The 11,898-nt window shown below is 68.2% G+C and carries 10 protein-coding genes; 5 read left to right on the forward strand and 5 right to left on the reverse strand.

Annotation, left to right across the window (positions count from 1 at the left end; translation table 11 throughout):
• Positions 1–16: 16 nt before the first annotated feature.
• Both AB0I10_RS30225 and AB0I10_RS30230 read left to right on the forward strand, forming a co-directional pair.
• Positions 17–1,639 (forward strand): hypothetical protein, encoded by a 1,623-nt coding sequence (locus AB0I10_RS30225; protein WP_363155846.1) that lies wholly within the window; start codon positions 17–19, stop codon positions 1,637–1,639.
• Positions 1,640–1,735: 96 nt separating this feature from the next.
• Positions 1,736–3,082 carry a S8 family serine peptidase gene (locus tag AB0I10_RS30230; RefSeq protein ID WP_363155847.1) on the forward strand — a complete coding sequence of 449 codons (1,347 nt, stop codon included), beginning with the start codon at positions 1,736–1,738 and terminating at the stop codon, positions 3,080–3,082.
• Positions 3,083–3,718: 636 nt separating this feature from the next.
• Here the strand turns inward: AB0I10_RS30230 and AB0I10_RS30235 are convergent.
• Entirely contained in the window at positions 3,719–4,735 is a 1,017-nt protein-coding gene (locus tag AB0I10_RS30235) for a PE-PGRS family protein (RefSeq protein ID WP_363155848.1), read from the reverse strand.
• 157 nt (positions 4,736–4,892) lie between these two features.
• Positions 4,893–5,228 (reverse strand): hypothetical protein, encoded by a 336-nt coding sequence (locus AB0I10_RS30240; RefSeq protein WP_363155849.1) that lies wholly within the window; start codon positions 5,226–5,228, stop codon positions 4,893–4,895.
• 384 nt (positions 5,229–5,612) lie between these two features.
• Between AB0I10_RS30240 and AB0I10_RS30245 the strand changes: the two genes are divergently transcribed.
• Entirely contained in the window at positions 5,613–5,966 is a 354-nt protein-coding gene (locus AB0I10_RS30245; protein ID WP_363155850.1) for a hypothetical protein, read from the forward strand.
• Positions 5,967–6,161: 195 nt separating this feature from the next.
• On the opposite strand, the gene AB0I10_RS30250 is transcribed toward AB0I10_RS30245, so the two are convergent.
• From AB0I10_RS30250 to AB0I10_RS30260, 3 genes are all read right to left on the reverse strand, one after another.
• Entirely contained in the window at positions 6,162–7,493 is a 1,332-nt protein-coding gene (locus AB0I10_RS30250) for an SUKH-4 family immunity protein (RefSeq protein WP_363155851.1), read from the reverse strand.
• Positions 7,490–9,718 (reverse strand): ATP-binding protein, encoded by a 2,229-nt coding sequence (locus AB0I10_RS30255; protein WP_363155852.1) that lies wholly within the window; start codon positions 9,716–9,718, stop codon positions 7,490–7,492. Before AB0I10_RS30255 ends, AB0I10_RS30250 begins: the two co-directional genes overlap by 4 nt.
• A gap of 378 nt (positions 9,719–10,096) precedes the next feature.
• Positions 10,097–10,504, reverse strand: coding sequence for a hypothetical protein (locus tag AB0I10_RS30260; RefSeq protein ID WP_363155853.1), 408 nt, complete (start codon positions 10,502–10,504; stop codon positions 10,097–10,099).
• A 237-nt stretch (positions 10,505–10,741) separates the two neighbouring features.
• Between AB0I10_RS30260 and AB0I10_RS30265 the strand changes: the two genes are divergently transcribed.
• Both AB0I10_RS30265 and AB0I10_RS30270 read left to right on the forward strand, forming a co-directional pair.
• A complete protein-coding gene (locus AB0I10_RS30265; RefSeq protein WP_363155854.1) occupies positions 10,742–11,053 on the forward strand; it encodes a hypothetical protein in 312 nt (103 codons plus the stop codon).
• A complete protein-coding gene (locus AB0I10_RS30270) occupies positions 11,050–11,763 on the forward strand; it encodes a WXG100 family type VII secretion target (protein WP_363155855.1) in 714 nt (237 codons plus the stop codon). Before AB0I10_RS30265 ends, AB0I10_RS30270 begins: the two co-directional genes overlap by 4 nt.
• Positions 11,764–11,898: the final 135 nt, after the last annotated feature.

Raw genomic sequence — 11,898 nt, forward strand, 5'->3', positions numbered from 1 at the left:
GAATGGGGGACAGCAGATGGCATCGGATGACAGTGACTTCAAGCCGGCTCAGGTCAAGGGGCCAGCGAACGGTGGTCAGAGTCGAGGTGGCGCCACAGAGGCGAACTACGACACCAAGGAGAGCCGTCCTCAGTTCACCAAGGGCTCGCTCGCCGAGATCAAAGCGATGGTGGCAGGCGCCAACCCGAATGAAGTTGCCAACGTCGCTGAGGGTTGGCGGAAGGTTCGCGTCTCACTCGTGGGCGAGGACTGGAACAGCGGCATCAAGAAGCAGTTCGATGACGCGGTGCAAAAGGTCCTGGAATCCTGGCATGGTCCGTCCGCCCAGAATTTCGCGAAGGCTGCTCAAAAGGTCAGCAATAACTTCGCGAAGCTTGCTCCTTACCCGCACAGCGTGAACGTTGTCATGGAGCAGATCAGCGAGAGGCTGCGCCAGGTCAAGGAAGCGGTCGAGGCTGTCGAGGAGCCCAGCGAGTTGGACCGCATCAAGGACCGGGCCGCTGACGGGTTGAAGTCTGGTGCTGGAAAGGGCGCAGCTATCGGGAACGCGATCGCGCCCGGAGCGGGTGGCCTGGTCGGCGGCCTTGTGGGTGGGATGGTCGGGGGTAGCGGCCGGGATGACACGCAGCTGAACGCGGACCTCGAGAACCCGAAGATGACCATCGGCGAAGCCGCGATCAAGAACCGGAGTTCCCTGTCGATCGACAGGGAGCGTCAGCTCGAGGCTGGCCATTACATGGAGCAGCTTGCGACGACGTACAGGGCTGGTAAGGCGATGATCGGGGAGCCGCCGCTCACTGGTCGTCCGCCTGGAGGAGGACGTATTGACGACGACGTCGTACCGGAGTACGACGGTCCTGGCGGCGGTCCGATGCCCCCAATCCCCCCGTTCGGTCCCTCGGGGTCTGGCCCGAAGGGCGGTGCGACACCCAACATCCCGGACATGAAGGGCGGCGGTTACGCGACCCCGCAGCCGATGGAACCGCCGCGTCCGAACGGTATTGACGGCGGCATCGGCAGCATCCCCAAGTCTCCCGCACCGAACATTGGGACGGGACTTGATGGCCTGTCAGGCGGCGGGCTTGGGACCGGTGGTGGTGCCGGCGGACTCAGCGGTGGCGGTGCCGGCGGCGGCGTAGGCACTGGCGGTCTTTCTGGTTCTGGTGCTGGCGGAGGCTCAGGTTCGGGCATCGCTGGCGGCGGCATGCCCGGCATGGTCGGCGGCGGTGCCGGCCGCACGGGTGGTGCCGGCGGCGGAGCGGGTGCCCGGGGCGGTGGCCGTGCCGGTATGCCGGGCATGGCTGGTGGTGCTGGCGCAGGCGCAGGCAGGGGAGCCGGAGCCAAGGGCGCTGGCGGCAAGGGCGGTGCCCTGGCACGGCAGAAGGGCGGTGTCGTCGGCGGCAAGGGCGGCAAGTCCGGAGTCGGCGGGCAGGGGGGTTCCGGCCTGCATCGCAGCCGTGGCGGTACACAGCAGGGCGCAGCAGGCGGTCGCCGTCCGGCCGGGATGGCCGGTGCTCCTGGGGCTCACGGCGGCAAGGGTAAGGACAAGGCCGAGAATGGGCAGCGTCCTGACTACCTCGTCGAGGATGAGGAGACCTGGACCAAGGAGCGTAATGTGGCGCCCAAGGTCATTGAGTAGGGACCTGCCAGCCAAGATCAAGTAATCGGCGGAATCGAAGTGGGGCCCGCAGTCTTCGGGTTGCGGGCCCTACCTTGCTAGGGAGAGGTGTACGGCATGAGCTTCACGCGAACGCTGCGTGCAGTGGGCGGCGCGGTGGTGGCGGGAGCACTGCTCTTCGGCTCCGCCCCGGCTGCTTTGGCGGACCAGATCAGAGATGACCAGTGGCCGCTGAAGTCATATAAAGCTGAAAGCCTGTGGAAGGTATCAACAGGTAAAGGCGTCACGGTCGCTGTGCTCGATGATCCCGTTAACGGTGATCATCCCGACTTGAAAGGTAATGTTCTAGCGGGAAAAGACTTTCCCGAGGGCGGGCCCGCTAATCAAGAAGATATGTATGATCATGGCACTTCTATGGCATCCATCATTGCTGGTCATGGGCACGGTGCTGGCAATTCAGATGGAGTGAAGGGGCTGGCCCCGGAAGCCAAGATTTTGCCAGTGGGTATCCCCAGGGAAGATGATGTGCCGGACCAGAACTCAGACCCCTTGGCTGAGGCACTGGAATACGCTGTCGATAACGGCGCGTCTGTCATCAATATGTCATTCGAGTGGCCTGTTCTAACCGAAAAAGAGAAGCAGGCCCTTTCCTATGCGGTCAAGAAAAACGTACTTCTCGTTGCCGGGACAGGTAACAACGGAGTGGGTCATCTTGATCAATTGACTTCCTATCCGGGAGTAGTCGCTGTCGGAGCAGTCAACGCGGCCGGCAAGGTGTGGGATAAATCGAATTACGGCCCGCAGACCATGCTGACCGCACCTGGGACACTCATTCGATCTGCGGCGGCCTCGAAGCCGTATCGTTTGGCAAATGGCACTTCTGACTCAACCGCGTATGTCTCGGGCGCCGCAGCACTTCTCCGTTCCAAGTACCCCGACCTCACCGCTGGTCAGATCGCCAATCGCCTCGTGAAGACGGCTGGTCTGCCGCCGGGGCAGGAAAACCTGAAGCTCCCGGACCCGCACTACGGGTATGGCTTCATCCGGCCCCTGCGGGCGCTGACGGAGAATATCCCTGCCGGCCCAAAGAATGGCCCGCTGAAGTTGCCCAAGGAGGAGCCGTCTGCGAACAAGAGCGAATCGGCCGCTCCCGGCGCATCGGGTAGCGGCGGCGACCAGGCAAGCGACCAGCAGGACAGCGGACTCGGCACCGGCGCCATTGTCGGCATTGCGGCCGGCGTTCTCGTCGTTGTCGCGATCATCGTCATCGTCGTGGTCCGGCAGAAGAAGAACGGCCGCAACGGCCCGCCCCCCGGCGGTCCTGGTGGCTACGGTGGTCCTGGTGGGCCCGGGTTCCCGCAGCAGCCTGGTCCTTACCAGCAGCAGCCTGGCCCGTATCAGCAGCAGCCCAGCGGGCCCGGTTCGTACCCGCCGGCTCCGCCCATGCAGCCGCCGGGCCAGTAGCGCGTTGCCGTAGCTGAAGACGGTATTGGGGAAGACGGTATTGGGGTCCGCAGCCTTGGGCTGCGGGCCCCGATTTGTTGAGGATTTGTTGAAGGGCGACTTCGGCCGAAAGATATGGGGCCGATGGTTACGCACTCCCGAGATCGACGCCTTGAGGATCGCGTGGCTTCCCAGTGAGGTAGCCGGAGTTCGGGAGGGCTACCCGTTCGTCGAGTGGGCGGCCCGTTCCGTTCCGTCCAGGGTCCAGGGCGCCTTCGGCATCGGATGTGTGATGAGTTGCGCTCGCCCTGTGCGGGGGCTCGGCCCCGCCCCAGCGTCTGGCTGGCCATCGGGTTGCCCCACAGCTGTGACGCTGCTCTGTGCGTATGTATGCATGTGTCTGGTGCCCGCGGGATCCATATCCAGGAACCCTGCGGGGAATTGCGTGAACTTCCCCTGGGGAATGGTGCTCATATTGTGCCGCCGTTCACAGCTTTCCTGTGGGTGGTGTGCTGTGCCGGAGCCGTTGAGTTGTTACCCCGTATAGCCGTGATGCCCTCAGCTCTGTGGACTATCGCAGGAGGCTCAAGCGACTCAAGAGGCTGAGGGCATCAAGGCTGCTTTAGTGGGCAGCTGGATGTGGAAACGTGGGAACCGTTACCCGAAGACTGAGCGGACTTGGTCGGTGACGACCGAGCGGGCCTCGTCCGTTACGTCCTGGTGGCGGGTCGCGGCGCCGCCGGTGCGGTTGTCGACTCCGCGTTGGGCGGCGTCCAGACCACGGTTGGTTTGGGTTTCCGCCCGGTTGGCGAGGTCTTCCTTGGTGTGGTCGATGTAGGTCTGCGGGTCGGTGAGGGCGTCGGTGGTTTCCTTGACGTACTCGCCGGCCTTTTCCTTGGCGATGCCCGCGGTTTCGCCCCAGTCGATGCCGTCGCGTGCGCCGAAGTGGCTTTCGATGCCTTGCTCGACGACGTTCGCCGCCATCTCTTGGCCGGCTTCTGTGGCCTTTTCCTTGGCCCCCTCGACCACGGTCTCCTTGACCGTTTCCTTGATCTGCTGCTTGGCGTAGTCCGTGACCATCTTGCGGGCTTCCTTGGAAACCGCCTTCTTGGCCAGGTCCTTGGTCATCTTCTTGATGGCGTCCATCGTGGCGTGTTCCATCGCCTTGGTGGCCGCCTCCATGACCTCGCGCTTGAGCTTGTCGAGGATCTGGCGGATGATCACGCGGGACGCCTGGACGGCGCCGGCCGCGCCGAGCTCGGAGAGGCCCAGGGTGAACGGCGCGGCAGCCTGGGCCGCGATGAGTTCCGCGGCGGTGATCACGAGCTGGACAATGACCGCGATCTTGCCCGCGATAACGGCGAGGGCGGCTGCGTCGAAGGCGAATGCGATCACCTCGGCCGCCATGGCGGCGTCGCGGAGGTAGTTGTCGCCGCCCGCGCTGCCGTTATAGGCGCCCCATTCTTTGGAGAAGCCCTCGACGGCCTCGCCCGAGTTGGCGGAGAACACTTCGTTGGCCGCGGTCGAGCCACTGGAGTTCGCCTGATTCACGGCTTCGGCGAAGTCGCGCCAGATCTGGGCGCATTCAAAGAGCTTGTCTTCGTCAGCGTTCGGCCAGTTGAATCCGAGGAGGTCGAGGACCCAGTCGACCCCTCCTGGCAGCTGGATTGACACAGTGATCGTCCCCCGTGCGGTGGTAGCCGAGTGGTGCTGAGTGGTGCCGAGTGGGATGGCGGTGGAGCGTCAGGCGGAGATGGAGCGGGGTGAGGCGTGCGATTGCCGGCCTGTCGCGGCTGGCCGGGGGTGGCTGCCTCAGTGGCGCGGTGGCGCCTCAGATGACGGGGCGGCCGACGGCGCTGATGGTGTGGATGCCCTGCTCGTCGGACTCGGCGTAGTGCTTCGCCATGGAGGTGAGTTTGTCGCCGATGTCTTCGAGGCGTTCGCCGAGGGAGTCCATCGAGTCGAACATGCCGTTCGCGATGGGCTCGTAGATGGTCAGGAAGATCTCACCGAAGTCGCAGCCCTCGAAGGCCGCTTTCGCGGCGTCCTGGTTGACGCCTTGCTTCAGCTTCTTCGCCGCATTGGAGAAATCGCCGCCGATGTCGACGAACGCGTCGCCCTGCGTCCTCAGTACGTCGGGATCGACGTCGAATGCCTTGCCTGCCACTGTTGTCCCCCGTGTTCGCTGGTTCCCGGACGCTGCCCGTCGAGTCGACCGATCCCAGTCGAATGGTCTCAGTCGAGTTTTATGATCTCACTTTAGGCGACCTGGGCGTTGGGGTGTCAAGGCGGGGATGTGGTGGCTCGGTGGGGTTCGCGGCATTCAACTGGGTGGAAATTGCCGGGAATTGACCTGGGGTGGGATGAGTGAATGTTCGGTGAATCCGGGGGCGGGTTGGGCTTTGAGTGCCGCGAGAGAGAGTCATGGCCGAGCTTCGGTGTGCGAGCGGTCAACTGTGCGGTGGGGTTGATTGTTAGTTCGGCGGCGTGCGACGGAAGTCCTGGGGATCGGGGCACGCGGACGATCACAGGTCCCGTAGCATTTCCGCTCATGGACGCACCGGAACCCGAGGCCACGCCCGAACCTGAGGACACGCTCGAACCCGAGGACTCGCTCGAAGCCGAAGAGTCCCTCCCCGACAGCCGTGTGGGGCTGACGCCACGTCAGGCCAGGCGAATACGCATCGTTCTGGCCTCGGTCCTGATGGGGGCGATGGCGCTGGTGTTGGTGGTGCGCCTGGCGTCTCGTACGTCGGTGCTGGTGGTCGGGGTCTACGGAGCCGCGCTCGTACTCTGCGGCATTGTGATCGAACTCAGCCGGAACGGGCGCACCAGGCTGGGCACCTGGCTGCTGGGCGTGGGCCTGGCGGCGGCGCTGGCCGCGGACTGGCTGCTGTTGCCCTGAGGATGACCCGTTGCCTTGAGGATGACGGAGACGCCCCGGTGAGGATGGCGGAGACGCCCCGGTACGTGAAGCGCCCGGTGCGTGGTGCGCCCGGTGCGCCCCCGGTGTCCCGGTACATGAAGCACCTTCGATACGCGAAGGCGCCGCCGTCTCGCCTCAGAACCACCTGTGGCCTCAGAGGAACTACCTACGGCCTCAGAACAACCCGTGCCACATCTGCTCGATGATCAGCGACCACCAGTTGCCCTGGTCGTCCAGCGCCCAGGAGTCGATCGCCGCGATCTGCTCCTGGAAGGCGGCCACCGCCGCGCCCGCCGCATACGGGTCCATGCCCTGCATCTGCTGCCGCGTGGTCACCAGCAGTGCCAGCGAGCGCAGATACGCGGCGAGCGTGCGGTTGGCGAAGCGGCCGCCGCCCGACGACGGCTGGACCGCCCAGACCGTACCGACGAGGCTCTGGTTCGTCTCCGGTGCGACGCACTGCACGGCGACCGTGTAGAAACCGTCGGTGCCGATCCGGACGTAGCCGGCGAGGGTCTCCAGGGGACCCTCCTGCGCCTCGGTCCCGATCTCCCGCAGATGGGTGGCCACATCGGTGAACAGACCGCCGGCCGGCGGGTTCCCGGCCTGGTCGGCGGTGAAGAAGTACGGGACCTGGAGGGGCAGTCCGGCCCAGGTGAGCGTCTTCTTCGCGGCCTCGGGCAGCTGGGTCGCGGCGATGTCGTCGGCGTCCGGACGGATCACGCCCTGGGGGCCGAACACCTCCGTCAGGTGCTTGCCGAGCGCCACATCGCGCATCGGCGGCGCGGCCTCGACGTTCTCCGGCACCGGCGCCCGGTGCGGCCGAGGCGGCGCCGGCCGGCCCGCCAGCTGATGCATCATCTCGACGTGCCGCAGCAGCCCGGCGACGCCCTCCGCGCGCTCTTCGGGCCGCATGCCGTAGCCCTCGGTGCAGGAGAACGAGGCGTTCGGGAAGCCCCGGAAGATGAAGTCGCCCGGATAGCCGCCGGGCAGCAACGCCGGCCGCAGATCGGTGTGCACGGCCCGGACGTCCTCGCCGCGTACGCCGAGGCGCAGCAGCTCCTCGTGCAACTGGAACTCGACGGGCGGCATTCCGGGAGCCGAGATACGGGCGAGGCTGGTCTCCTCGCCGGTGGCCGGGTCGTTGAAGGTGGCGACGGCGGTGTTGCCGGGGCCGGTGACCGGCTGCTGGGCGGGTGCCGCCGGAGCGGCGCCCGCACCAGCGCCGTGCTTCTGCTGGTACATCCGCACGACCTCGTCGACCGGCACGGACGGCCACACCGTCAGCTCGCCGGAAGCGCGGTCGACGACGCCGCACGCGGTGCCGATCTCCGCGGGCGGGCGCCGCTGCCCGGTCACCGGGTCGACCTCCGGGGGCGGCGGAACGGCCCACACCACCCAGCCGAGGTCGAACTCCTGCATGGCGACCTCGCGCGGCGGGCCCTGATGCCCTTCGGGGTTGAGCCAGCGGGCGGCGGTGGCGTGTGCCTGCGCCTGGGTGATCACGAGTGGTCTCCTTCGAGGCCGTGGGAAGCGTCAGCGTCATCGGGGCCAGCGGCCTGGGCCGGCACGGTGGGGGTGGCCGCCAGGGGGACGGCCGCGGTGATCTGCCGGGCGTTCACGCCGCGCTCCGTGGCGACGACGAGGACACCGTCCGGCGAGAGATCGGCGCCGGTGAACGGGGTGTCGGAGACCAGGGCGGCCACCACCTCCTGGCTCGCCCGGGCCCAGACGCGCAGATAGTCGGCGCCCCGGCTGATCCCGAACGGCGCCGCCGCCCGCTCGTCCTCCGAGGGGCGCACCACCAGCGTCGGGTCGGTGTCGACGTACCCGGGGCGCAGCAGATCGTGGATGAGGAAGGCCGCGCCGCCGCCCTCGGAGGCCTCGCCCTCCGCACGCGGCAGCGGACGGGAGCCGGGAGTGCCCTCGGGGACGAGGACGGCGGCCACCGGGCGTGCGGCGGTCGCGCCGGGCGGCCCGTCGCTCTCGCCGCCGGCAGCCGCACCATCGGTAGCCGTTTCCGACTCGCTCCGCTGCTGCGGGACGGACTCGCCCTGCGGAGGCAGGGAGCCGACCGTCACCGCGCCCGCCCCCGTGAGCGGCAGGCTCCACAGCGTGCGCCACGGCAGCGCGAAACCGAGACCGTGCAGCGCCTCCGCCCATGGCGCCAGCCCGTCCTCCACGAAGGCGGTCTCCAGCAGCGCCGCCCGCATATCGGCCGGTGCCTGGGTGCGGGTGAGCAGGGGAGCGATGCGCAGATACGTACGGGCCGGGGCGCCGAGCTGCTCCAGCGGTACGGCCTCCACGGCGGCCCGCAGCGACACCGGGTCGGCATGGGCGAACAGGCCGGGGTCGGTGAGGAGTTGGGGCAGCAGCCCGGCTTCGAGGGTGTGTGCGGCGAGGTGGTCGCGGATGTACGGATCGGCCTTGGACCAGTCCTGCTCGGGCACCGCCTCCAGCAGCGCCATGGCGATCTTGGTTTGCGCGTCGCGGCCGTCCGGCAGGCCGGCGCGGATCTCGTCGGCGATGCCGTGGTGGATCAGACGCAGCAGCGTACGGCCGCCGGCGCCCGCGGACTCCTCGGCGTCGGAACCGGCCCCGTCTCCGTCGTCGCCGCTGTGTCCGTCGCCGTCCGCCACCTCGACCGGCTGGATGAACGGCGCCGCGAGCATCATCCCGTCCGCGATGTCCTGGCTCATATCCCGCCCGGCGACGGCGCCGGCCAGTGTCCCCAGCAGTTGGACGGGCAGCCCCTGGCCCTCGGCGAACGCCAGCGGGGCCAGTATCAGCCGCAGGGTCTGCGGATCGGCGCCCAGCCTGCGGGCGTGCAGGTCCAGCGCCTCGCCGACAGTGGCAGGCAGCTGGGACTCGTCCGACGGGTCGAAGCCCTCGGGCTGCATGAGCAGCGACTGCACGGCGAGTTGGACGGTCAGTCGGTTGCCGTCGGCGCGTCGGGCGATCGCCTCGGCGAGCGTGCGGCGCGCGTCGGGGTCGGTGGTGTACGGGCGTTCGGGGGACTCGGTGGCGGCGTAGAGCGCGGTCTCGGCGTGCAGGGCCAGCCCCTCGGGGTCGGCCCACTCGGGTTCGTCGAGATCGATGATCTGCACCTGGCCCCGGGGCAGCGAACCGGCCAGCTCGGTGGCGAGTTCGCGGGGTACATCGGCGAGCAGATGAACCGTTTCGGTGGCGGCGAGCGGTTCGAGGACGTCCTCCACGAGGCGAGCGGGTTCCTCCGCGGCCCGTACCGGACCGGCCCTGTCGACGTCCGGCACGACGATCGTCACCGGCTCCTCGCGGGCGCCGAGTTCGGTGAAGATGTCCTCGGCGCGGCCGGCCGACAGCTCGAAATGGTCGGCGATGGTCCACAACAGCTGTGCGGCGGTGAGCCCTTCGGGGTTCGGTACGGCGGGCGCCGGGAGCTCCGGCGGGACCGTCGCCGGGTCCAGGTCGTCCAGCGGCAGCCGCTTGCGGTACTCGGGGTCGCACAGCATCAGGAACCCGGTGACCAGACGCGAACGCCCGCTGCCCGGGCTTCCGGTGAGGACGATGACGCGGGGCGCACCGGGCCACCGCATGCGCCAGGCCGCGAGCGCGCGGAGTACGGCGGTACGGCCGCCGACGAATGGATGCGGCGCGTAGCCGGCCGTTGTGGCTTCGGCGGTGCCAGCGGCGTTAGTGGCGTCTGTGGCGTTTTCTCCGCCTGAGGCGCTCATGACTTCCTCGTCCCCCATGAAATCCCGCCCTCCACAGTCGTGGATTCCTGCGTCTACCTGGCCGATCCTATGATCCGGGGCGCGCTTGTGGGACCGCCGGGGTCCGGCTGTACCGGAACCGGAACACGAAGGCCGGAGCTCCGGACGGGAGAGCACGGATGGTCGCGCGTCGGCACACCACGAGAGGCCGCGCCCGTGCCGACCCATAGGGCGTGTGGGGAGGAAATGGGATCACTGTGTGTGGAAAGGGAGCAGATCTTCGTGAATGCTCCGGTAAGTGATCCGCTTTTTTCCGTATGGCCTGTCGGGAATTTGACGGTGATCCGATCCGCTCACCTGGAGCGGATCGAATCACCGCATTCGGACATATGGAGCGTCGCGCAACCTGACAGGCGCTCAGCCCCGGTGGCCGCCGCCCCGGCCGCCGCGCCGCGGCGTGGTGACGATGTTGAGCGAGGGGCCGTCCCGCTCGGCGCGCTCCTTGTCCTCCTGCTCGTCCTGCTTCTTCTGCCAGGTGGCGAACTGCTCGCGCGAGGCCTCCCGCTCCGCCTGCGTCTGGTTCTCCGCGGCCCGCCGGATCTCGCCCATGCGGTCGCCGATCGCCTCCATGTAGGACGGTGTGTCGATGGCGTCCTTCATGCCGATCCGCCCGGAGAGCACCTCCCGGGCCATCTCCTGGAGCTTGCCGCCCACATTGGGGTTGTCCGCCAGGGTCTTGAGCGCCTTCCGCAGCCGGTGCGCCTGCTCCGGATCCGCGGCGACGTCCATCAGGTCCTCGTCCTGGATCTGCCGCTCATTGCTCATGTTGCCCCCTATGAATGTGGTGGCACAGCAACCGCGTGTGCTGCACCGGCGTCCTGAGTGTAATGACGGGTGTGAACGGGACGTCAAGGCGGGGTTGTCGGCATTGCCGGATATTGATCCGTATTCCTTCCCACCCCGTTGTCCGGCCGTTCCGCTCACGGCCTCGGTGACAATGCCGGTGTGCTAGACCTGTTGGGATGATCGGCAGGTCGCTGTCATTCAATTCGGGGAGAAATGATGTCCGATGAGGTCCGGATCAGTACCGAGGAGCTGCACAAGCTCGGTACCACCTTCGAGATATCCGCGGAAGATCTGGGCCGGCAGCTGAGCGCATTCAGACGGCGGGCGGACGCCGAGGCGCTGCGGGACGGATTCGGCAGCGACGAGGCGGCGGCCCGGCACTTCCGGGAGCTGTACGAACAGGCCGAGCGCGCCCTGGGCCAGCTGCAGCAGCGGCTCGCCGACGTGGGCACCGGCATCAAGGAGACCGTCGCGAACACCCAGGCGGCCGAGGACGAGCTGGCCGAGATGATGCGGAGCGTCAAGTGACCGAGCGGCGCAACCCCGAGGCCCTGCACGAAGCGGCGGCCGGCTGGCGGGACATGGGCAAGCATCTCGACGGACTCGTACGGGACCTGGACCGGCACGTCGGCAGGGCCGCGTCGGCCAACTGGCACGGCCCGGCGGGCGAGGCGTTCGCGGCGGACTGGCACCGTCTCAAGCGGTCCGTGGACGACTCCCTGCCGGCCTTCGAACTGGCCGCCGCGGATCTGGAGACCGCGGCCGCCTCCGCGCAGCACGCCGAGAACAACAACGGCACCTCGGACAGTGCTGCCGCGCCGCCTGCGGACAACTCCGCCTCGCAGTCGTCCGGCCGCGACGCCGCGTACGGCTTCATGGCGCTCGGCCAGCTCGCCTCCGGCCTCGGCGGCGCGTTCGGCAACCGCGGCGGCAAGGGAGGCCAGGGCCAGCGGCCGCCCGTGACCCAGGAGTGGGCCACCTCCGGGGCGGCGCACGGGCCGGATCCGTTCGGGCCGCCCGGGGCGGGCGACGCCACGACGCGCGGCGGCGAGGGCATCGCCAAGGGCGTGCGGACGAGCCCGCCCGCCGAGGCCGCGCCCGCCGCAGGGGACCCGAAGGGCAAGCAGGAGAAGAAGGGTTCCGCCGCCCCGGCCGCGTCCGGTGACAAGGCGAGCGCCACATCCGCCGCCTCCGGCGAGCCCAAGCCCGACGCCCAGCAGCACGGCGCCTTCGGCTGACACGGCCCACGTAAGGGCCCGCAACAGGCCCATGTAAACGGTTCACGCAACGGCTCACACAAAACGGCGGTGGGGGGGCCCGCCCCAGAGGGGAGCCCCCCCCCCCGTAGTGGTGTGTACCGAAAGCCCCTGGGG

Origin of the sequence: Streptomyces sp. NPDC050636 (genome assembly GCF_040654775.1) — a bacterium.
Classification (GTDB): Bacteria; Actinomycetota; Actinomycetes; order Streptomycetales; family Streptomycetaceae; genus Streptomyces.

Excerpts from the sequence above, each read along its gene's own strand:
- AB0I10_RS30225 (WP_363155846.1), top strand. The coding sequence starts at position 17 with ATGGCATCGGATGACAGTGACTTCAAGCCGGCTCAGGTCAAGGGGCCA.
- AB0I10_RS30230 (WP_363155847.1), top strand. The coding sequence starts at position 1,736 with ATGAGCTTCACGCGAACGCTGCGTGCAGTGGGCGGCGCGGTGGTGGCG.
- AB0I10_RS30245 (WP_363155850.1), top strand. The coding sequence starts at position 5,613 with ATGGACGCACCGGAACCCGAGGCCACGCCCGAACCTGAGGACACGCTC.
- AB0I10_RS30255 (WP_363155852.1), bottom strand. The coding sequence starts at position 9,718 with ATGGGGGACGAGGAAGTCATGAGCGCCTCAGGCGGAGAAAACGCCACA.
- AB0I10_RS30260 (WP_363155853.1), bottom strand. The coding sequence starts at position 10,504 with ATGAGCAATGAGCGGCAGATCCAGGACGAGGACCTGATGGACGTCGCC.
- AB0I10_RS30265 (WP_363155854.1), top strand. The coding sequence starts at position 10,742 with ATGTCCGATGAGGTCCGGATCAGTACCGAGGAGCTGCACAAGCTCGGT.